Genomic DNA, 21,333 nt, shown 5'->3' with positions numbered 1-21,333 from the left:
GCGCCGAGGACTTCTTCTTCGTCACATCCAACTATTTACTCGGCCGCGGCCTCGGCTGCAGCCGGAGCCTCGTCGGCGGCCGGAGCAGCGGTCTCCGCGCTCTCCTCCTCCGACACCGGGACCAGCGAGATCTTGCCGCGGTTGTCGATATCGGCGATCTCGACGCGGATCTTGTCGCCGACGTTCACCACGTCCTCGACCTTGCCGACCCGCTTGCCGTTGCCCAGCTTCGAGATGTGCACCAGACCGTCGCGGCCCGGCAGCAGCGAGACGAACGCGCCGAAGGCGGTGGTCTTGACGACCGTGCCCAGAAAGCGCTCGCCGACCTTCGGCAGCTGCGGGTTGGCGATGGCGTTGATCGCGTCGATCGCGGCCTGCGCCGACGGGCCGTCGGTCGCGCCGACGAACACGGTGCCGTCGTCCTCGATGGAGATGTTGGCGCCGGTGTCCTCGGTGATCTGGTTGATGACCTTGCCCTTGGGCCCGATCACCTCGCCGATCTTGTCGACCGGGATCTTGATCGCGGTGACGCGCGGCGCATAGGGGCTCATCTCGTCCGGGGTGGCGATGGCCTCGGCCATCACGTCCAGGATGGTCAGGCGCGCGTCGCGAGCCTGGTTGAGCGCACCGGCCAGCACCTTCGACGGAATGCCGTCGAGCTTGGTGTCGAGCTGCAGCGCGGTGACGAAGTCGCGGGTACCGGCGACCTTGAAGTCCATGTCGCCGAAGGCGTCCTCGGCGCCGAGAATGTCGGTCAGCGCGACGTAGCGGGTCTCCGACTCACCGTTGTCGCCGGTGACCTCGTCGGACACCAGACCCATGGCGATACCGGCAACCGGGGACTTCAGCGGCACACCCGCGTTCAGCAGCGACAGCGTGGAGGCACACACCGAACCCATCGAGGTGGATCCGTTGGAGCTCAGCGCTTCCGACACCTGGCGGATGGCGTAGGGGAACTCCTCCTGGCTCGGCAGCACCGGCACCAGCGCCCGCTCGGCGAGCGCGCCGTGGCCGATCTCGCGCCGCTTGGGCGAGCCGACGCGGCCCGTCTCACCGGTGGAGAACGGCGGGAAGTTGTAGTGGTGCATGTAGCGCTTGCTGGTCTCCGGGCCGAGCGAGTCGACCTGCTGGGCCATCTTCACCATGTCGAGGGTGGTGACGCCCAGGATCTGGGTCTCACCGCGCTCGAACAGCGCCGAACCGTGCGCCCGCGGGACCACGGCGACCTCGGCGGACAGCGCCCGGATGTCGGCCAGGCCACGACCGTCGATGCGGAAGCCGTCGGACAGGATGCGCTGGCGCACAAGCTTCTTGGTGACCGAGCGGAACGCCGCGCCGATCTCCTTCTCGCGGCCCTCGAAGTCCTCGGTCAGCGCCGAGAGCACCTCGAGCTTGATCTCGTCGATGCGCTCCTCGCGCTCCTGCTTGCCGGCGATCGACAGCGCCTCACCCAGCGGGTTCTTCGCGGTGCCCTCGACGGCGGTGTAGACGTCGGCCTCGTACGGCGGGAAGAGCGGGAACTCCTCGGTGGGCTTGGAGGCCAGCGCCGCCAGGTCGGCCTGCGCCTTGCACAGCCGCGCGATGAACGGCTTGGCGGCCTCGAGACCTTCGGCCACAACGGTTTCCGTCGGCGCCTGGGCGCCGTCTTCGACCAGCGCGATGACCTTGTCGGTCGCCTCGGCCTCGACCATCATGATCGCGACGTCACCGGACTCGACCACGCGGCCGGCGACGACCATGTCGAACACGGCCTCTTCCAGCTGCTCGACGGTCGGGAACGCGACCCACTGGCCCTGGATGAGCGCCACGCGCACGCCACCGACCGGACCCGAGAACGGAAGTCCCGCAATCTGAGTCGAGGCCGACGCCGCGTTGATCGCGACCACGTCGTAGAGATCGTTGGGATCCAGGCTCATCACCGTGACTACGACCTGGATCTCGTTGCGCAGGCCGTCGACGAACGACGGGCGCAGCGGACGGTCGATCAGGCGGCAAGTCAGGATCGCGTCGGTGGAGGGGCGGCCCTCGCGGCGGAAGAACGAGCCGGGGATGCGGCCCGCGGCGTACATCCGCTCCTCGACGTCGACCGTCAGCGGGAAGAAGTCGAACTGGTCCTTGGGGTGCTTACCGGCCGTGGTGGCCGACAGCAGCATGGTCTCGTCGTCCAGGTAGGCGACGACGGAGCCGGCGGCCTGCTTGGCCAGGCGCCCGGTCTCGAACCGGACGGTGCGGGTGCCGTAGCTCCCGTTGTCGATCAGGGCCACCGATTCGAACACACCGGGTTCGACCTCGATGGCGGAGCTCGTCTGGGATTCGGTCATATTTCTGTCTCAACCTCTCGTCTCGCCGGATCGAACGCCGTCGAGGCGCGATCCGGCTGGGTGTCCCCGCGCAGTTTCATCCCTGCCCGGAGGCAGCGGCTTGTCTGCGCGAGGCAGCCGTACCCGGGCTCGGGCGCGCGACAGCCCTCCTGGCTGTGGCGCGACACCCGGCCGATCCCCCATGGAACCGGCGACGCGGAGGCGGTCATCGATCGAAGCCCGCCGGCAACTCTCGCCGAAAGGCCACTACCGAAGACCGACGCCACGCGTGCGGGTGCATACGGCTGGTGCGGTGCCGATATACGACTAGCCGACGGGGAGATTCTATGCCTCCCCGTCGGCTGCGCGTTAACTACCTGTGATTGTCAGCGCGTCTGTCTCGCGTCCGTGCGGGCGCGAGCAGATCAACGCCGCAGTCCGAGCCGCTCGATCAGCGAACGGTAGCGCTCGATGTCCTTGTCCTGCAGGTACTTCGACAGCCGCCGACGGCGACCGATCAGGCCCAGCAGGCCGTGGCGGGTGTGGTGATCGTGCTTGTGCACCTTCAGGTGCTCGGTCAGGTCGGAGATCCGCTTGGACAGCAGCGCGATCTGGGCCTCCGGCGAACCGGTGTCCTTCTCGTGCAGGCCGTACTCCTTGAGGATGGCCGCCTTCTGCTCGGTGGTCAGAGCCACGAATTCACTCCTTGTTTTCTCAGTCCGCGCTCGAGGAAACCGGGAAACCCCGGGCGGGCGCCACCGCGGACCGCAGCAGACCCGACGAGCCAGCCTACCGGATCACCGCACGTCGGACCGAATCGGCCCGATCCGGCCGGCCCCCACACCGGGAATCTGTCCGGCCGGCGGATTCGCTCAGCGCTGGGCGTCGCTCGCCTCGGCGGCGGCCAGCACCTGTCGCGTCTGCTCGACGTCGTCGCCCATGGCCCGGACCAGATCGTCGATCGAGTCGAAGCGGCGCATACCGCGCAGATGCTGCACGAAGTCCACGGCGACGTGCTGGCCGTACAGATCCGCCTCGGTGTCGAGGACGAAGGCCTCGACCGTGCGGGTGCGGCCGGAGAAGGTCGGGTTGGTGCCGACCGAGATCGCGGCCATGGCCCGCTTGCCCGGCCGGGTGACGCCGACCGTCTCTCCGGCGGCCAGCACGGTGAACCAGCCCGCGTATACGCCGTCGGCCGGGATCGCCGCATGCATCGGCGGAGCCACGTTGGCGGTCGGAAAACCGAGTTCGCGACCGCGGCCGTCGCCGTGGACGACGACACCCTCCACCCGGTGCGGGCGGCCGAGCGCGTCGGCGGCCGCGGCCATGTCACCGGCGTCGACACAGGCCCGGATGTAGGTGGAGGAGAACGTGACCGCGTGTTCGCCGACCAGCTTCACACCGTCGACCTCGAAGCCGAACCGGCCGCCCAGCTCGCGCATGGTCTCGACGGTGCCCGCCGCCTTCTTGCCGAAGGTGAAGTTGTCGCCGACCACGACCTCGGCGACATGCAGCTTCTCGACCAGCAGGTCGTGCACGTAGCGGCCGGGAGTGAGCTTCATGAAGTCCTGGGTGAACGGCATCACCAGGAACACATCGATGCCGAGTTCCTCGACCAGCTCCGCGCGCCGGGTCAACGTGGTGAGCTGCGCCGGATGCGATCCGGGACGCACCACTTCCATCGGATGCGGGTCGAAGGTCATGAGAACCGAGGGAACACCGCGCACCGCAGCGGATTTCACCGCACGGCTGATCAATTGGGCGTGACCGCGGTGCACACCGTCGAACACGCCGATGGTGAGCACACACCGACCCCAGTCCGGTGGCATTTCCTCGAGACTTCGCCATCTCTGCACACACCGAAGCCTACGCAAGCGCGGTCACGAACCGGGATTCGGCGGGGCGGTTGTTCACCCGACCGTCACCCGCCCGCGGCGAGCGCGAGGTTGTGCGGGCTTGCGGGCTGCGGCCGCAATGGTCCCGCTGTACCTGATGGCAGGTCCGCGCCGGCCCGGCCCCCGCTGTGCTCGATCGCGGGGTCCGCGGCGGCCTCCGTGGTTACGCAGGCTGCCTCCTCCGGCCGCAACGCTGCCCCCGCTGTGCTCGATCGCGGGGTCCGCGGCGGCCTCCGTGGCTACGCAGGCTGCCTCCTCCGGCCGCAACGCTGCCCCCGCTGTGCTCGATCGCGGGGTCCGCGGCGGCCTCCGTGGCTACGCAGGCTGCCTCCTCCGGCCGCAACGCTGCCCCCGCTGTGCTCGATCGCGGGGTCCGCGGCGGCCTCCGTGGCTACGCAGGCTGCCTCCTCCGGCCGCAACGCTGCCCCCGCTAAGCTCGATACGTGCCCGGAAAACGTGATGTCGCCACCCGGCGTGAGCTGGCAGATTCCGCTGCGTCACAAGCGTCTCCCGATGCGGGCGCGGCCGGGCGCGCGGCGAATGTGGCCCCCTCGCTGTCGTCGGTCGCCCAGGATTATCTGAAGGTCATCTGGAGTGCGCAGGAGTGGTCGCAGGAGAAGGTGTCGACCAAACTGCTCGCCGAGCGGATCGGTGTGTCGGCGTCGACGGTGTCGGAGGCGGTGCGCAAACTCGCCGATCAGGGGCTGGTCGAACACGCCCGCTACGGCGCCATCACGCTGACCGACAACGGCCGCCGGGCCGCAGTCGCCATGGTGCGCCGCCATCGGCTGATCGAAACGTTCCTGGTCAGCGAGCTCGGCTACGGCTGGGACGAGGTGCACGACGAGGCCGAGGTGCTCGAGCACGCGGTGTCGGAGACCCTGGTGGAACGTATCGACGCCAAACTCGGCCATCCCGATCGCGATCCGCACGGCGACCCGATCCCCTCCGTCGACGGTGCGGTCCCCACACCGCCCGCCCATCAGCTCAGCGACTTCCAGGCCGGACAATCCGGCCGGGTGGCGCGCATCTCCGATTTCGATCCCGCCATGCTGCGGTATTTCGATTCCGTCGGCATCGCGCTCGACACCGTGATCACCGTGGTGGAGCGGCGCGATTTCGCCGGCACCATCGCGGTGCGGATCGGCGAGCACACCATCGACCTGGGAAGCCCTGCGGCAGAAGCGATCTGGCTGACCTCCTGACCGGCCACCGCAGCGCCTCGCCCCGGCACCTGGAGTCGCGGCGTATCGCCGCCCCTACTGTGTGACCAGCGCCGCGGCGCGTTCGGCGATCGCGGTGCCGAGTTCGGCGGTGGTCGCCGTACCGCCCAGATCGGGGGTGAGCACCTCCCCCGCGGCCAGCACATCGCAGACCGCGCGGTCGACGGCCGCGGCCGCCGCGGATTCGCCCAGGTGGTCGAGCATCATCGCACCGGCGAGGATCTGCGCCACCGGATCGGCGATGCCCATACCCGCGATATCGGGCGCACTGCCGTGCACCGCCTCGAACATCGAGGGCGCCTCGCGCGCGGGGTTGATATTCCCCGAGGGCGCGAGCCCGAGCCCTCCGGTCACCGCGGCGGCGAGGTCGGACAGGATGTCGCCGAACAGATTCGAGCCGACGATCACGTCCAGCCGATCCGGATGCAGCACGATCTCCGCGGCCAGCGCATCGACATGCATCTGCCGCGTCTCGACGTCCGGATACTCGGCGGCGATCCGCTCGAAAACGCTGTCCCAGTACGGCATCGAATGAATGAGGCCGTTGGACTTGGTGGCCGAACACAGTCTGCGGTCGCGCCGGCGCGCCTGCTCGAACGCGTATCGGATGATGCGTTCACATCCGGTGCGGGTGAATATCGATTCCTGAACCACGAATTCGTCCGGCCGCCCGGGATTGTGCATACCCCCGATCGCGGAATATTCGCCCTCGGAATTCTCCCGCACGATGAGGATGTCGAGATCGTCGGCGCCGCGTCCGCGGAGCGCGGATTCGGTGCCGGGCAGCAGCCGGACCGGGCGCAGATTCACATACTGCCCGAAGGCGCGCCGCAGCGGGATCAGCAGACCCCACAGCGAAATATGGTCGGCCACACCGGGAAATCCCACGGCACCGAGCAGAATCGCGTCGAAAGCCGCCAGCTGCTGCGGACCATCCTCGGGCATCATCGCGCCGGTGCGCAGATATTGCTCACAGGACCAGTCGAATTCGGTCCAGGCGATGCCGGGCAGCACCGCGTCGAGAACCTTGACCGCCTCGGCCGTGACGTCCACGCCGATACCGTCGCCGGGAATGGTGGCAATGCGATACACCGGCATCACAGTGCCACACCGATGTATTTGGTCTCCAGGAATTCGTCGATGCCGGTGAAGCCCCCCTCGCGTCCGAGACCCGATTCCTTCACTCCGCCGAACGGCGCCGCCGGATTGGACACCACGCCCTGGTTGAGTCCCACCATGCCGGTGTCGAGCGCCTCGCTCACCCGCAATCCGCGCCGCAGATTCTCGGTGAACACGTACGCCACCAAACCGTAGGGCGTGTCGTCGGCGCGTTCGATCACCTCGTCCTCGGTGTCGAAGACGGCCAAACCCGCGACAGGGCCGAAGATTTCGGTGCCGAACATCGCGGCGTCGTCCGGGACACCGGTCAGCACCGTGGGTGGATAGAAGTATCCGGGTCCTTCGGCGGCGGTTCCGCCGAGCAGGACAGTGGCGCCGCGCCGGCGCGCATCGGCGACCAGTTCCGACACCTTCGCGACTGCGGCGGCGTCGATCAGCGGTCCGACCACCACGCCGGGATCGGCGCCGCGGCCCATCGGCAGGGCCGCCATGCGTTCGGTGAAGCGGCGGGTGAATTCGTCGGCGATGCCGCGTTGCAGGTAGATCCGGTTGGCCGCGGTGCAGGCCTGGCCGATATTGCGCATCTTCGCCGCGAGCGCGCCCTCCACCGCGGTATCGAGATCGGCGTCGTCGAACACGATCAGCGGGGCGTTGCCGCCCAATTCCATCGACGTGCGCATCACGGATCTCGCGCACTGTTCCAGCAGCAACTTCCCGACGGCGGTCGATCCCGTGAACGACAGTTTGCGCGAGCGCGGATCCGCGATCATCGCACCGGTCACCGCCGCCGGATCGGAGGTGGTCACGACATTGACCACGCCGTCGGGAACCCCTGCGGCGGACAGTATTTCGGCGATCGCCAGCGTGCACAGCGGGGTCTGCTCGGCGGGTTTGACCACACAGGTGCAGCCCGCGGCCAGGGCTGGGCCGATCTTGCGGGTCGCCATCGCCATGGGGAAGTTCCACGGGGTGATCAGGATGCTCGGTCCCACGGGCCGGCGCGCCACCACGAAGCGGGATCCACCGGCCGGCGCGGGCATATAGCCGCCGTCCAGCCGCACCGCCTCCTCGGCGAACCAGCGGAAGAACTCCGCCGCGTACACGACCTCGCCGCGCGCCTCGGCCAGCGGTTTGCCCATCTCGGCGGTGGCGATGCGGGCGAGCCGGTCGGTGTCGTCGAGCATGGCCCGATGGGCGCGCATCAGGATCTCCGACCGGGTCCGCGCGGGCACCTCGGCCCACGCGTCCTGGGCCGCCGCGGCCGCGGCCAGCGCGGCGACGCCGTCCTCGGGGCCGGCATCGGCGACGGCGGTCAGGATCTGCCCGGTGGCCGGGTCCTCCACGTCCAGCCGGGTAGCGGCCTCGCGCCGGCGCCCGCCGATGAACAGGCCGGTCGGGACGCTGTCGATCGCCGCGCGCGTCGCGGCATCCGGATCCGCAACGGTATACGTCATCGCTCGCTCCTCTTCTCGGAACAGCAGGTCGGTTCGGCGCAGTCGTTGCCGTCACCGTCGCGGCCATGTTATACACATTGTCAACAATCCGACAATAAGAATCCGGCCGTCACCGGCGCGGATTTCCCGTCGCCCGGGAGGCGGATCACCATGACTGCACTTTCCCCCGTTCTCCGGCAGGCCACGCCGGTCACCGTCGATCACGGCGAGGGCTGCTACCTGTACGGCACCGACGGTCGCCGGTACCTCGACTTCACCGCCGGGATCGGCGTCACCAGCACCGGGCACTGTCATCCGCGGGTGGTCGAGGCCGCGCGTGAACAGGTCGGCAGCCTCATCCACGGCCAGTACACGACGGTCATGCACCGGCCGCTGCTGCGGCTGACCGAACGGCTCGCCGATGTGCTTCCCGCCCACCTGGATTCGGTGTTCTTCGCCAACTCCGGCAGCGAGGCCGTGGAGGCCGCGCTGCGGCTGGCCCGGCAGGCCACCGGCCGCCCCAATGTGGTGGTGTTCCACGGCGGCTTCCACGGCCGCACGGTCGCCGCCGCGACCATGACCACCTCCGGAACCCGCTTCTCGGCCGGTTTCAGCCCGCTCATGGGTGGTGTGCACGTGGCGCCGTTCCCCACCGCCTACCGCTACGGCTGGTCGGAGGAGGAGGCGACCGATTTCGCCTTGCGCGAGCTCGACTACATCCTCACCACGCTCACCGCCCCGGCCGAGACGGCCGCCTTCATCGTCGAACCCGTGCTCGGCGAGGGCGGCTACATCCCGGGCAACACCCGGTTCTTCCAGGGCCTGCGCGAGCGCGCCGACCGGCACGGCATCCTGTTGATCTTCGACGAGATCCAGACCGGGTTCGGCCGCACCGGAAAGTTCTTCGGGCACCAGCATTTCGACGTACAGCCCGACGTCATCACCATAGCCAAGGGGTTGGCCAGCGGTTTTCCGCTGTCGGGAATCGCCGCGCCACAGGAGCTGATGGCCAAGGCCTGGCCGGGATCTCAAGGCGGCACCTACGGCGCCAATGCCGTGGCCTGCGCGGCCGCGGTCGCCACCATCGACGTCATCGAATCCGAGGGGCTGGTGGACAACGCCGCCGCCCGCGGGGACCAATTGCTGGCCGGCACCCGGGCCTGCGCCACCAAGGCGATCGGCGATGTGCGCGGCCTGGGCCTGCTCGTGGGCAGCGAATTCACCACGGCGGCAGGCGAACCCGACACCGCCACGGCCGCGACGGCCCAGCGGCTGGCCGCCGAGCGCGGCCTGCTCCTGCTGACCTGCGGGGCCTACAGCAACGTCGTGCGAATGATCCCGCCCCTGATCGTGACCGCGGAACAGGTCGACGAGGCGCTGGCGCTGTGGACCGGCGTCCTGGACGAGCTGTAGCGATACCCACGCCCCGAGCGGAACAGGAGATCTCGATGGCCCGGTACCTCACCATCACCCTCACCAAGGCCGGCGTGCGGGCTCGCGCGCGATTGCTGGACGAGCTGGCCCCGCACACCTGCGCGGCGGTGTGGGACGCACTGCCGCAGGAGGGCGACGCGTTCCACGCCAAATACGCCCGCAACGAGGTGTACACCCTCGTGCCGCGCATCACCGCCGCGCCGCATCGCGAAAACCCCACCGTCACACCGATTCCCGGTGACGTCTGCCTGTTCGACTTCGAACCGTGGGAGATCGGCAATCCCGCCTACGGCTACGAACCGGGCTCGGCCGCGCACGACGCGCAGGGCGCCACCGATCTGGCAATGTTCTACGACCGCAACAACCTGCTGATCAACGGCGATATGGGCTGGGTCCCGGGCAATGTGTTCGCGACCATCGAGGAAGGACTGCCGGAGCTGGCCACCGCGTGCAACGCGCTGTGGCTGCGCGGCGTGGAAGGCGAAACACTGTCCTTCACACGGTCTTCGGAGTAACGACACGTCGCAGGTGCGACTGAGCGGCCCGGTCCGAACAGGTCCGGGCCGCGTCGCATTTCAGCTCAGCACCGCCTCGGCGAAGCGGGCCACCGCGAGCACGAAATCGTCGGAGTGGCGCGGCCCGACGATCTGCAGTCCCACCGGCATTCCCGCCGCGGTCCGCCCGGCGGGAATGGTGATCGCCGGCTGCTGGGTGAGATTGAACGGATAGGTGAACGGGGTCCACTGCGGCCAGCTGTCCATCGAACTACCCGGCGGCACATCGTATCCCGCGTCGAAGGCGGTGATCGGCATGGTCGGCGTGACGAGGACGTCGTAAGCGGTATGGAAGGCCCCCATCACGATGCCGATCTCCGCCGCCACCGCACGCGCCTCGATGTAGTCGACCGCGCTCAGCGTGCGGCCGCGGTCCCACATGGCGCCCAGGCCGGGGTCGACCCGCTCCCGGGTGCCCTCGGGGAAGGTCGAGAGCATGGCCGCCGCCCCGGCCGCCCACATCGTTTCGAACGCCGGGCGCGGATCGGCGAATCCGGGATCGGCCTCGACCACCCGTAGGCCGGCCTCGTCGAGCGCCCGCACCGCCGCCGCGACGACCGCCGCGACCTCCGGATCGACCTGCGCGAAACCGAGATTCGCCGAAAAGCCGACCGTCGCACCGCGCACCTCGCGCTGCAGTTCGCCGCGGAAGGTCAGCAGCGGCGGCGCACCCGCGGTCGGATCGCGGTGATCGGGCAGCGACAGGATGTCCATCAGCAGCGCCACGTCCTCGACGGTGCGGGCGATGGGCCCGGCGTGTGCCAGCGGCCCGAACGGGCTGGCCGGGTACAGCGGGACGCGGCCGTGCGTGGGCTTGAATCCCACCACCCCGCAGAACGAGGCCGGAATCCGGATGCTGCCACCGCCGTCGGTCCCGATCGACACTGGTCCCATACCGGCCGCGACCGCCACCGCCGAACCGCCGGAGGAACCGCCGGACGTCTTGTCCGGGTCGACCGGATTACGGGTGATTCCCGTCAGCGCGCTGTCGGTGGTGGCCTTCCACGCCAGCTCCGGCGTGGTGGTCTTACCCAGGAACACGAGTCCGTCCTCACGCAGCCGGGCGGTGGCCGGGCTGTCGACCGGCCACGGCACATCCGGCCGGATCGAGGTCGAGCCGCGCAGCGTCGGCCACCCCTCGGTGAGGAAGATGTCCTTGATCGAGATCGGCACGCCGTCGAGCAGGCCCTGCGCACGACCACCCTGCCAGCGCGCCTCGGACTCCTTGGCCTGCACCATCGCCCGCTCCGGGTCGACCAGGCAGAACGCGTCGAGGACGTCGTCGCGGGCCGCGATCGCGTCCAGCGCGGCCTGCGTGGCCTCGACAGGAGACAAGGCCCCGGCCGAATAGGCGGCGGCCAACTCGGCCGCGGTCATCGCCGCGGGGTCGGTCCCTGTATCGGGGTGGGCCATCGTGACTCCCTTCAGCTGGGCACGTAACCCAGCTTCTTGTCGACCACATTGTGTAAGGGCTGACCGCTTGCCCACCGCTCGAAATTCTCGGTGAACGCGGCGACGATCTCCGCCCGCCAGCCGATGAAGTCGCCGCTGTTGTGCGGGGTGACAACGACATTCGGCAGATCCCACAGCGGGTGGCCGGCCGGCAGCGGTTCCGGATCGACCACGTCCAGCGCCGCACCGGCGAGCACGCCGCCGCGCAGCGCCGCGACCAGATCGTCGGTGACCACGGATTCCCCACGCCCGACATTGATGAAACGCGCATGCGGCTTCATCGCCGCGAAGGCGCTCGCGTCGAACATGTGCCGGGTCTGCGGGGTGAGCGGCGTCACGCAGACCACGTAATCCGCCCCGGGCAGTTCGGCGTGCAAATCGGTTGCCACCGTGCCGAAATCGGGATCGCCGATGCGCGCGGTCCGCCCCAGCCCGCGCACCCGCATCCCGGCCGCGCGCAGCAGGCGGGCGATCGCGCGTCCGATCGAGCCGGTGCCGACCACCAGCACCGCGGCTCCCGCCACCCGCTCGGATTCGCGGTGGCGCCACTGGTGACGCTGCTGCAGCCGCAGCGATTCGGGCAGATCCTTGGCGAAGGCGAGCACCTGGGCGAGAACGTATTCCGCGATGGGCTCGTCGAACAGGCCGCGAGTGTTGGTGACCTGTACGTCGCTGTCGATCAGTGTGTCGAACATCACGGCGTCGACACCCGTGCCCCCCACATGCACCCACCGCATCCGATCGGCGCGATCCCAGGCGCCGGGCAGGGCGGTGCTGCGGAAGTCGTAGACGAACAGCGCCTCGGCGCCGGGCAGCGCGTCCGCGAGCGACGCCCCGTCGGCGAAGCGGACGGTCGCCTGCTCCAACACCGGACGCATGAATTCCGCGTCGGGCTCGACGCCGTCGTGCAGGACGGTGACAACTGGGCCCGCGTTCATATTGACAGGCTAAAAACCCATCGTATGCTTGTCAACAATCCGATTGTGCGCGGAGGATTGTCGCCCGGACGCGAGAGGGGCCCTCGTGGAACTGAATTTTCCCGAGCTGGACGGGCCTGTCGCGCAACGGGGCATCGGGATCATCGCGCCGTTCGATCTGGCGCTCGAGCGCGAACTGTGGCGGTGGGCTCCCCTGGAAGTGAGCCTGCATCTGGCGCGCACGCCGTACGAGCCGGTGCCGGTCTCGCTCGAGATGGCCGAATTGGTCTCCGACGCAGCACATCTCACCGCGGCGACGCGCAATGTCCTGCACGTGGAACCCGAGGTGATCGCCTATCTGTGCACCTCGGGCAGCTTCATCAAGGGGCTGGCCTACGAGCGAGCGCTGCGCGACACCATCTGCCGGGCCGGCGCCCGCGACGCGATCACCACCTCCGGCGCACTGATCGAGGCCGTGCACAAACTGCAGTTGTCCAAGATGTCGGTCATCACGCCCTACGACGAGATTCTGACCACGAAGCTGCACGAGTTCCTGCACGAGGCCGGTTGCGAGGTCCTGCGATCGGATCATCTGGGACTCGGCGGCGGCATCTGGAAGGTCAGCTATCGCACGATCGCCGAACGCATCATGGCCGCCGACGATCCCGCCGCGCAGGCCATCTTCGTCAGCTGCACCAACCTTCCTACCTACGACCTGGTCGAACCGCTGGAACAGCTGCTCGGCAAACCGGTCCTGACCGCCAACCAACTGACCATGTGGGCCTGTCTCGGACGGATGAAACTGCCGATGATGGGCCCTGGCAAGTGGCTGCAGAACGTTTTCTAGGAGGCGCTGTGGAACGGACACCGACCGTCGGATTCATCTATCCCGATCACGCCGCCGAGGACGAATATCCCTGGGCAGCAGCGCATCTCGGCGTCGAACTTCGTGTCGCGCACATCTACGGCACCGACCTGCACGCGGTGCCCGAACTGCTCGAGCTGGGCAGTCCGGACAAGTTGGGCCGGGGCGCGGATCTGCTGGCGCCCTTCGATCCCCTGGCCGTGGTGTGGGCCTGCACCTCGGGCAGCTTCGTCTACGGGCCGCAGGGTGCGCGCGAACAGGCGGACGAGCTCTCCCGGATCTGCGGCGTCCCCGCATCGAGCACCAGTTTCGCGTTCGTGGAGGCGGTGCGGGCGATAGCCGCCGGCCGCGTCGCCGTGTGCGCGAGCTATCCGGACGAGGTCGCCGCCCTCTTCGTGGACTTCCTCGACGCCGCCGGCATCCGGGTGGTCTCGATGTCGAGCGCCGGAATCGACACGGCCGCCGAAGTGGGGACGCTGACACCGTCGCAGGTGCTGGACCTGGCGGCGGCGAACGACCATCCCGACGCCGAGGCGCTGCTGATTCCCGATACCGCGATGCATACGATACAACTGCTTCCGGAGCTGGAATCAGCGCTCGGCAAGCCGGTGCTCACCGCGAACCAGGTCACCGTCTGGCACGGGCTGCGACTGGCGGGACTGCCCGCCCACACGCCTGCGTCCGGACCGGGGCTCGGAACGCTCTTCTCGGAAAGGCCGATTCATGTCGGTGATTGAGTTCGAACCCGTGAATCGGCAGTCCACGGCGGAGATGATCGCCGACCGGCTGCGCGCGGCGATCGTGCGCGGCACGCTGGCGCCGGGGACCCAGCTGGTGGAGGCCGAACTGGCCGCGCAATTCGACGTCTCGCGCGGACCCGTCCGGGAGGCCATGCAGCGCTTGGTTTCCGAAGGGCTGCTGCACAGCGTGCGGCATCGCGGCATCTTCGTCATCGAACTCAGCCTGGCCGACGTCGTCGACATCTACCGCGCCCGCACCGCGATCGAGGGCGGTGCGCTGGACCTGATCCTGGACGGCCGCCGCGAGATCGCCTACGAGGCCTTGCAATCCAGCGTCGCCGATATGCAGGCCTGTGCCGAACGCGGCGATGCCACCGGCGTCACCGATGCCGACCACGAATTCCATCAGGCGCTGGTCACCAGCGCCGACAGCCCGCGGCTGGTGCGGGCCGCGCGGACACTGCTGATCGAGACCCGGATGTGCCTGGGCGCCCTGCAGACGACCTACACCGACCTCGGTGAGCAGGTCCGCGAACATGTGGCGCTGCGCGAGGCCATCGCCGCCGGCCCGCCGCGCGATGTGCACGAACTGCTCGTCGGGCATATGCGCGACGCGGTCGATCGGCTCCGGGAGCAGATCGGCGAGGGGTAGGCCCGCGCTCAGTCGATGAGCCCGCGCGGGCGCACCACGAAGACGGGCGAGGAGCGCTTGCCCTTCTCCTCGAGCAAGGCGATGGTCCGGCCGTCGGTGGTCGTGGCCGCGTGCACCCCGCGCAGGCCCACCGGGTCCAGCCAGCGTCCGTCGCGCAGCGATTCGGCCTGTTCGGCGTCGATCTCCCGATGCGGAAAGGCAAGGCGCACAGCGGCATCGACGTCGAGATTCAGGCTCGGCTCGTCGGCGAGCTGCTCCAGGGTGCGAGCGTGTTCGAGAGTGAACGGGCCGACCCGGGTGCGGCGCAACGCGGTCAGATGTCCGCCGACCCCCAGGGCGGTGCCGAGATCGCGGGCCAGCGCCCGGATGTAGGTGCCCGAGGAACAGTCGACCTCGACGTCCAGATCGACGAATGTCGTTGCGCCGGTGTCGATATCACGCCGGCCCAGAATGTCGAACCGGGAGACCGTGACCGGCCGGGCCGCCAGTTCCACCTGTTCGCCCGCCCGGGCGCGCGCGTACGCCCGCTCACCGTTGACCTTGATCGCGCTCACCGTCGAGGGCACCTGCTGGATATCACCGGTGAGCGCGGCGACGGCCGCGGCGATATCGGCGTGGGCGAGATGGCCGGCGGGGATGGTGGCCAGCACCTCACCCTCGGCATCGTCGGTGACGGTGGCCTGGCCGAGGCGAATCGTCGCGGTATATGACTTGGTGGTCAGGCTCAGCAGGCCCAGCAGTTTGGTGGCGCGCTCGACGCCGAGCACCAGCACGCCGGTGGCCATCGGGTCGAGCGTGCCGGCGTGGCCGATCTTCCTGGTACGCAGGATCTTCCGGCAGCGCGCGACCACGTCGTGGCTGGTCTGCCCACCGTCCTTGTCGATGATCAGCAGACCGCCGAGCGGATCGACGATCGCCTCGCGTTCGGCCATCAGCCGGCCACGATCGCGGTCAGGATCAGCCCCTCGGCGACCGTCCAGCGGCCGTCGAACGCGGTCAGTGGCGCACCGCCGTCGAGAGTCTGCCCGGGAACCAGCAGCGCACTGTGGAAGGTGCCCGCGGTGCCGGTGTCGTCGACGGTGAAGGTGATGTGGGCGTCCTCGAAGCCGAGCCAGCGCTGGGTGAGCGGGAACCACGCCTTGTAGGTGGCCTCCTTCGCGCAGAACAGCAGCCGGTCCATATGCAGTCCGGTCGCGGGGATCGCGCCGCGCAGCCAGTCCCGTTCGGCGGGCAGGCTCACCGAGTCCAGCACCCCCTCGGGCAGCGTGTCGTGCGGTTCGGCGTCGATGCCCACCGACCGCCAGCGCAGCCGATGCGCCAGCACCGCCGCTCGGTACCCGTCACAGTGGGTGAGGCTGCCGACGACCCCGCGCGGAAACAGCGGCATCCCGCGCTCGCCCTTGCCGATCGCCGCCGGCGGCTCACCGAGCTGGGCCAGCGCCAGCCGCGCACAGTGCCGGGCGCCGATGAAATCGCGCCGCCGCTTCTCGACCGATTGCGCGATCAGATGTTCCTCACCGGGATGCGGTTTCAGATCCTCCGGATACCGCAACAGCTCCGCCGCGGCCACTCCCGCGGGCAGAATGCTGCCGATGACGCGCGCCTGTTCCTCGATGACCGCCTCCTGAGTCGACCCTGTCTGCGCTACGAGCCTAGCGGTGCGGGCGGTACGCGGACCCGGCCAGCTCCGGGGAAGCGGCAGCGGCCCACCGCACCAGGCGCACCGGAAAATGGGAGGATCCGTCGGGGTCGAAGGCCGTAAAGTCGCGCGGCATGCCCCATTCGGTCGCCACCGCCACACCTGCCGACGAGCCCCTGCTGTGGGCGATGCTGTTCGAAGCCTCTCACGCGGCCGAACAGAACATGACTTCGGACGAACTGCGCTCGGTGCCCGAACTCGCGCGCTACGTCGAGGGCTGGGGCCGCCCGGGGGATCTCGGGGTCGTCGGCGGTCCGACCGGCGGCGCGGGTGCCGCCTGGCTGCGACTGTTTCCCGCCGACAACCCCGGCTACGGATACGTCGACGACGCGACACCCGAACTCGCGATCGGAGTGGCGCCACAGCTGCGCGGCAGCGGGCTCGGCACCACTCTGCTGCGCCGTCTGCTGGCGGATGCGCGGCAGCGCTACGACACGGTGAGTCTCAGTGTGCGGCAATCCAATCCGGCGCTGCGACTGTACGAGCGACTCGGTTTCGACATCGTCCCGGGCTCGCATGTGGTCAACCGGGCCGGTACGACGAGCGTGACCATGGTGCATCGCTTCCGCTGAACCGCCGAGCGTCCGCACCGCACACCGACGCCGGGAACAAAGGCGGGTCCATACAGCGGCCGGTCGAGCCCCCCGCTCATTCTGCCCGCAACCGGACCACTGCGGTTCGCTGATATTGGCACTTTTCCTTAGAGGTTCGGAAATATATGGTGCAACCGTACGAGGAAAGAAATAGCGGATCGGGTGGACGGAATCTTATCCAACGCCGCCGAAGCAATTTCGTTCGACCCGGTGCGCGACCGCATTTCGGGTGCCTCGTCAATGGCGGAAAGAGCAGTGTCAGGATATGAATATGGCCGGATCCGAAGAACGGCACGGCGGCAGTGGCAGCAATTGTGACCGGCTTCGCGCCATTACCGCCGAAGTGCTCGAGATGGACGTAGACGGTGTCGATATACGGGCGCATTTCTACGAGGATCTGGGCGCGTCTTCGCTGGAAAAGACCGAAATACTAGCCCGAATCGAACGCGAATTCTCGGTGACGCTTTCGGATGGTTCGATCGCACGGCTCGATTCGCTCGGCGACGCATTGGCGGTCGTCGACAGCTCGGGTGGGGTGCATCGGTGAACCTCGTCGAATTCTTCGTCGGACGACACCTCGACTCGCCCAGAAAAGACGCGCCCGCCTATATTGATTCCGAGCTCGGCGAGATCGGCTACACCGAATTGTACCGCGCTGCAGGCGCATTCGCGGATCTGCTCTCCGGCAACGGAGTCGCGCCGGGCAGCCGGGCCATGGTGTTGGCGGACGACTCGGTCGCCACGGTGGTGGCTGTGCTCGGGCTGTGGTGGCACGGCTGCGCGGCGGTGCCGGTGAATCCGGCGCTGTCGGACAAGGAGATCGGGTTTATCGCGGCCGACAGCGGGGTGAAGTTCGGATACGTCGATGTATCCGGGACGCGCCTGAGCAGACTTGCCGCGGCGCTCCCGGACATCGGCCAGTTCCGGAACCACGTCCGCGAGTTGATACTGCGGCAACGGCGTTCCGGTGAGGCGGCCACGCCGCCGCCCCAGCAGCAGTGGCTGCCCGATCAAGAAGCCTTGGTGCAGTACACCTCCGGCAGCACCGGCGTGCCGAAGGGCGTGGCGCATCGGGCGAGCGCGCTGCAGTGGGTGCCGTCCGGGTTCGGGCGGATAGCCGCGCTGGCACCCGGCGATATTGTGCTCTCGACGGCCAAACTCTCGTTCGCGTACGGGTTCGGCAATTCCCTGTTGCTGCCGCTGCACGCGGGTGCGACGACCGTGCTGCTCAACGGCGGGGTGGACGCCCAGTTCGTCGCCGCGGCGCTGCGCCGCCACCGTCCGACCGTGTTGTTCTCGGTGCCGCGCCTCTACGCGGCTCTGGCCGAATCATTCGACGACCGTGGCAGCAGGCTGCGTTTGGCGGTTTCCGCGGGGGAAGCGCTGCCGGCAGACCTGAGCGAACGGGTGATGCGGCGACTTGGGGTTCCGCTGGTGAATAGTCTCGGGACGACCGAAGCGCTGTACATCCTGCTGGCAACGAATCCCGCCGAACCGGGTCCCGGCACCATCGGCAGGCCCGTGCCCGGGGTACGGGCCACGGTGCGCGACCAGGACGGCAGGATTCTCGACGGTGACGAAGTGCAGGGCCGCCTGCACGTCGCGGGTCCGTCCGTCGCGGCCGGCTATCTCGACCGACCGGAAGCGACTCGGGAAACCTTCGCCGACGGCGGCGCGTACACCGGCGACATTGTCCGGCGCACCCGCGGCGGCCCGATCTACTACGTCGGCCGCGCCGACGACTTTCTGAATCTCGGCGGCTACAAGGTGGCGCCTGCCGAGATCGAGGGTGTCGTCCGTGCTGTCGTAGGGGTGCGCGATTGCGCCGTGGTAGGGGTGGCGGACGACCACGGGCTGCAGCAGGCAGTGCTTTTCGTCGTCGTTGAGGGTGACCGGGAGTCCAGTGCCGTTCGTCGCGCTGTCATCGCCTGTCTGCGTGCCGAGCTCGCGTCGTTGAAGCGCCCCAGCCGCATCGAGTTGGTCGATGCCCTGCCGACGACCTGGACCGGCAAGCTCGCGCGAAACCAGCTTCGGGCGATCGGAGCGCACTGATGTCGTGGGATGTCACCGGGATGGCAGCTGTCGCGTCCATCGGGGAGACGCCCGATGCGATCTTCGAGTCACTGTGCGCACAGCGGAGCGGAATCTCGAAGCTACGCGCGTTCGACGCGGCGAAATACCGGACGTGCCACGCGTATGAGGTCGACGATCGGACCGCAGACGGCGACCGGCCGTTTCGCGCCACCGAGTGGCTTCGCACCGTGATCGAGGCGGCGCTGACCGATGCGGGCCTGGAGGGAACTACCGAGCGGTATCCGGTGGTGGTCGGAACCACCCTGCGGGAACAGCGGTCCGCCGAACTCTGGTGGCGAGAAATCGGCGGAAAGACCGGGGAGGGACTCGATCCCGATCGCCTCGACTTCTCGGCTGCGTTGCGGGACCTTCCCCAGGTCGGGCGGGTGCACACCGTCGCCTGTGCCTGTGCTGCGTCGCTGTATGCGCTGGGCATGGCGACCGACATGATCGAACTGGGCCTCGCCGAGACCGTGGTGGTCGCGGGCACCGACTCGATCACCGAGAGCGCATTCGGGACCATCGATCGCGTTCAGACCAGGACGCCGCAGGCGCTGCGTCCGTTCGACGTCGCGCGCGCGGGCATGATCATGGGCGAAGGCGCCGTGGCCGCCGTCGTGAGCCGGGCCGGGGCCGCCACCGCACGACACGTGGGCCTGCTCGGTGTCGGCATGAACTGCGACGCCCGCCATGCCACGGCGCCGGACCGGGAGAGTATCCGCGAGGTCATCGCCGACGCGCACGAACGGGCCGGCATCGACGCCGCCGACGTCGACCTGGTGATGTTGCACGGAAGCGGAACGCAACTCAACGACGCCGTCGAGGCGTCTGTTTTGACCGACGTGTTCGGGGATTCCGCCGCGCCACCGGTAATGACGGCGATCAAGTCGATGACCGGCCATACGCTCGGCGGGTCCGGGTTGTTGAGTCTGATCGTCGCGGCCGTCGCCATGCGCCGCGGATCGGTGCCGCCGATTCTGGGTCTCACCGATCCGATCGCCGAGGCGGGCGGGCTGCACCTGGCTCGCGACGTCGTGCGGGCGGACCTGGCCGTGGCGCAGATCGACGCGTTCGGTTTCGGTGGCATCAATGCGGTCGCCGTCATCGGGAAGGGGACACGGTGACGGGCCGGGCGACGGTGGTCACCGGCGTCGGCCTAGCCGGCCCGGGCCTGCGGGCCGCTGCCGATCTGCTGTCGACAGCTCCGGTCGAGCCGGGAGTCGGGCCGTCACCCGATCTCACGGGACGGCACATGCGACACAAGGACCGTGCGTCGCGACTGGCACTGTGCGCGGTCGAGCAGGCGCTCGCCGACGCCGGCCTGGCCACCGACTCGACCGGTGGCGAGCACTCGACGACAGCCACCGTCGTCAGCTCCAACTTCGGCAATCTCGACAGCGTCTGCGAGTTCACCGACCGGATCGCCGAGCAATCCACGGCCGCGCTCAGTCCACTGGGTCTGCCGCACGTGTCGTCCAACGCCATCGCGGGGTGGATCGCGATCCGGCACGGGCTGCGCGGACCGAACATCACCCTGTGCAGCGGGCGGACCAGCGGGTTGGACGCGCTGTTGTGGGCCGCCACGCTCATCGGGGCCGGCCGGGCCGACGCTGCGATCGTCGTCGGTGTCGAACCGGACACCGGACCGGTGCGCAGCTTGCTCGGACCCGGTCGGCGGGTGTTCGACGGAGCCGCGGCGGTAATCCTGGAGTCGGATGCGCACGCGGCGAATCGACAGGCAATCGTCCGGGCACTGATCGGCGCTGATTGCCACAGCGACAGTGTGGACCAGGTGATCGACGCGATCCGCACGGTGGCCCGACCGCCGCGATTGTGGCTCACACCGGCGGATGTGTCGACGGAGTTCGGCTCGTCGATCCGCATCCTGGATCTGACCCGACGGCTCGGAGAGTGCTCGGGTGCGCTCGGAGTGCTCCAGTGCGTGGCGGCGGTGGCGCAGTTGGACGGCGGCGACCGGAACCCGGTGTACGCCACCTGTGGCGGTCAGCACGGCGGCGAGGCCGTGACCGTACACCTGCGCGCACCGCACGCCGCATCCGCCTCGGTCGCGCGCAGCGTCGGAAACAGCGAACTCGACCCGGAGGAACGATGACAAGGAATATTCCCGAGCGGGTGGACCCGGAGGACCTACGGCAATTGGTGGCGCGCGTGCTGGAAGTGCCTGCGGCCGAAATCAGTGACCACACAAACTTCACCGACGAATGGAACGTCGACTCGCTGCTCGAACTCGAGCTCGCGACCCGTATCGAGCAGCGCTACCGGATAACAATTCCAGACACCGAGGTCGCTTCGCTGACATCGCTGGCGAATGTCCGCGAACTCGTCGACCGCATGCTCGGCGCGGACCCGAATACCTGATCTTG

21 protein-coding genes are annotated in these 21,333 nt (G+C 68.7%); 12 read left to right on the top strand and 9 right to left on the bottom strand.

All coding sequences use genetic code 11. The annotated features are described in order from the left end of the window. Positions 1–35 precede the first annotated feature (35 nt). The 3 genes from A5789_RS05205 to A5789_RS05195 form a co-directional block, all read right to left on the bottom strand. A complete protein-coding gene (locus tag A5789_RS05205) occupies positions 36–2,321 on the bottom strand; it encodes a polyribonucleotide nucleotidyltransferase (RefSeq protein WP_063019231.1) in 2,286 nt (761 codons plus the stop codon). 404 nt (positions 2,322–2,725) lie between these two features. After that, positions 2,726–2,995 carry a 30S ribosomal protein S15 gene (gene rpsO / locus A5789_RS05200; protein WP_040720363.1) on the bottom strand — a complete coding sequence of 90 codons (270 nt, stop codon included), beginning with the start codon at positions 2,993–2,995 and terminating at the stop codon, positions 2,726–2,728. Positions 2,996–3,172: 177 nt separating this feature from the next. Next, on the bottom strand, positions 3,173–4,156 hold the full coding sequence (locus A5789_RS05195; RefSeq protein WP_030513180.1) for a bifunctional riboflavin kinase/FAD synthetase: 984 nt from the start codon (positions 4,154–4,156) through the stop codon (positions 3,173–3,175). 581 nt (positions 4,157–4,737) lie between these two features. Here A5789_RS05195 and A5789_RS05190 point away from each other — a divergent pair. Next, entirely contained in the window at positions 4,738–5,400 is a 663-nt protein-coding gene (locus A5789_RS05190) for a metal-dependent transcriptional regulator (RefSeq protein WP_051755147.1), read from the top strand. Between the two features lie 54 nt (positions 5,401–5,454). On the opposite strand, the gene A5789_RS05185 is transcribed toward A5789_RS05190, so the two are convergent. Next, positions 5,455–6,516 (bottom strand): tartrate dehydrogenase, encoded by a 1,062-nt coding sequence (locus A5789_RS05185; protein WP_063019048.1) that lies wholly within the window; start codon positions 6,514–6,516, stop codon positions 5,455–5,457. Then, the gene (locus A5789_RS05180; protein ID WP_064904182.1) at positions 6,516–7,991 is read right to left on the bottom strand and encodes an NAD-dependent succinate-semialdehyde dehydrogenase; all 1,476 of its coding nucleotides are present in this window, start codon (positions 7,989–7,991) and stop codon (positions 6,516–6,518) included. Before A5789_RS05180 ends, A5789_RS05185 begins: the two co-directional genes overlap by 1 nt. A 150-nt stretch (positions 7,992–8,141) precedes the next feature. Here A5789_RS05180 and A5789_RS05175 point away from each other — a divergent pair, with 150 nt between their 5' ends. Together A5789_RS05175 and A5789_RS05170 are read left to right on the top strand one after the other, a co-directional pair. After that, entirely contained in the window at positions 8,142–9,383 is a 1,242-nt protein-coding gene (locus tag A5789_RS05175) for an aspartate aminotransferase family protein (RefSeq protein ID WP_064904181.1), read from the top strand. 35 nt (positions 9,384–9,418) lie between these two features. Then, positions 9,419–9,919: a DUF3830 family protein gene (locus A5789_RS05170; protein WP_064904179.1), complete on the top strand. Its 501-nt coding sequence runs from the start codon at positions 9,419–9,421 to the stop codon at positions 9,917–9,919. 60 nt (positions 9,920–9,979) lie between these two features. On the opposite strand, the gene A5789_RS05165 is transcribed toward A5789_RS05170, so the two are convergent. Together A5789_RS05165 and A5789_RS05160 are read right to left on the bottom strand one after the other, a co-directional pair. Then, positions 9,980–11,371, bottom strand: coding sequence for an amidase (locus A5789_RS05165; protein WP_227463065.1), 1,392 nt, complete (start codon positions 11,369–11,371; stop codon positions 9,980–9,982). An 11-nt stretch (positions 11,372–11,382) separates the two neighbouring features. Further along, complete coding sequence (locus A5789_RS05160) at positions 11,383–12,348, bottom strand: D-2-hydroxyacid dehydrogenase (RefSeq protein ID WP_063019053.1); 966 nt, start codon at positions 12,346–12,348, stop codon at positions 11,383–11,385. Between the two features lie 85 nt (positions 12,349–12,433). On the opposite strand from A5789_RS05160, the gene A5789_RS05155 reads away from it, so the two are divergent. The 3 genes from A5789_RS05155 to A5789_RS05145 are packed head-to-tail and all read left to right on the top strand — an operon-like array spanning position 12,434 to position 14,584. Continuing rightward, positions 12,434–13,174, top strand: a complete 741-nt coding sequence (locus tag A5789_RS05155) for an Asp/Glu/hydantoin racemase (protein ID WP_063019077.1) — start codon at positions 12,434–12,436, stop codon at positions 13,172–13,174. Between the two features lie 8 nt (positions 13,175–13,182). Beyond that, positions 13,183–13,929, top strand: coding sequence for a hypothetical protein (locus A5789_RS05150; RefSeq protein ID WP_064904177.1), 747 nt, complete (start codon positions 13,183–13,185; stop codon positions 13,927–13,929). Further along, positions 13,916–14,584 carry a GntR family transcriptional regulator gene (locus A5789_RS05145; RefSeq protein WP_030513170.1) on the top strand — a complete coding sequence of 223 codons (669 nt, stop codon included), beginning with the start codon at positions 13,916–13,918 and terminating at the stop codon, positions 14,582–14,584. Before A5789_RS05150 ends, A5789_RS05145 begins: the two co-directional genes overlap by 14 nt. Positions 14,585–14,592: 8 nt before the next feature. On the opposite strand, the gene truB is transcribed toward A5789_RS05145, so the two are convergent. Together truB and npt are read right to left on the bottom strand one after the other, a co-directional pair. After that, positions 14,593–15,516 (bottom strand): tRNA pseudouridine(55) synthase TruB, encoded by a 924-nt coding sequence (truB, locus tag A5789_RS05140; RefSeq protein WP_064904175.1) that lies wholly within the window; start codon positions 15,514–15,516, stop codon positions 14,593–14,595. Then, positions 15,516–16,154, bottom strand: a complete 639-nt coding sequence (npt, locus tag A5789_RS05135; protein WP_281210275.1) for a 4'-phosphopantetheinyl transferase Npt — start codon at positions 16,152–16,154, stop codon at positions 15,516–15,518. Before npt ends, truB begins: the two co-directional genes overlap by 1 nt. Before the next feature lie 203 nt (positions 16,155–16,357). On the opposite strand from npt, the gene A5789_RS05130 reads away from it, so the two are divergent. The 6 genes from A5789_RS05130 to A5789_RS05105 all read left to right on the top strand — a co-directional run bounded on the left by A5789_RS05130 (position 16,358) and on the right by A5789_RS05105 (position 21,328). Beyond that, positions 16,358–16,855 carry a GNAT family N-acetyltransferase gene (locus A5789_RS05130; RefSeq protein ID WP_064904173.1) on the top strand — a complete coding sequence of 166 codons (498 nt, stop codon included), beginning with the start codon at positions 16,358–16,360 and terminating at the stop codon, positions 16,853–16,855. Positions 16,856–17,147: 292 nt separating this feature from the next. Further along, positions 17,148–17,423 (top strand): acyl carrier protein, encoded by a 276-nt coding sequence (locus A5789_RS37195; protein WP_197516554.1) that lies wholly within the window; start codon positions 17,148–17,150, stop codon positions 17,421–17,423. Then, complete coding sequence (locus A5789_RS05120) at positions 17,420–18,928, top strand: AMP-binding protein (protein ID WP_064904170.1); 1,509 nt, start codon at positions 17,420–17,422, stop codon at positions 18,926–18,928. Before A5789_RS37195 ends, A5789_RS05120 begins: the two co-directional genes overlap by 4 nt. Beyond that, positions 18,928–20,073, top strand: coding sequence for a beta-ketoacyl synthase (locus A5789_RS05115; protein WP_064904168.1), 1,146 nt, complete (start codon positions 18,928–18,930; stop codon positions 20,071–20,073). The genes A5789_RS05120 and A5789_RS05115 overlap by 1 nt, the downstream gene beginning before the upstream one ends. Further along, positions 20,070–21,062, top strand: coding sequence for a beta-ketoacyl synthase N-terminal-like domain-containing protein (locus A5789_RS05110; RefSeq protein ID WP_064904166.1), 993 nt, complete (start codon positions 20,070–20,072; stop codon positions 21,060–21,062). Before A5789_RS05115 ends, A5789_RS05110 begins: the two co-directional genes overlap by 4 nt. Further along, a complete protein-coding gene (locus tag A5789_RS05105) occupies positions 21,059–21,328 on the top strand; it encodes an acyl carrier protein (protein ID WP_064904164.1) in 270 nt (89 codons plus the stop codon). The genes A5789_RS05110 and A5789_RS05105 overlap by 4 nt, the downstream gene beginning before the upstream one ends. Positions 21,329–21,333 lie beyond the last annotated feature (5 nt).

The sequence above is a fragment of the Nocardia sp. 852002-51101_SCH5132738 genome, assembly GCF_001665695.1.
GTDB classification, from domain to species: Bacteria; Actinomycetota; Actinomycetes; order Mycobacteriales; family Mycobacteriaceae; genus Nocardia; species Nocardia nova.
Note: the sequence above shows the minus strand (reverse complement) of the source record. Positions and strands in the feature narration are given on the sequence as shown.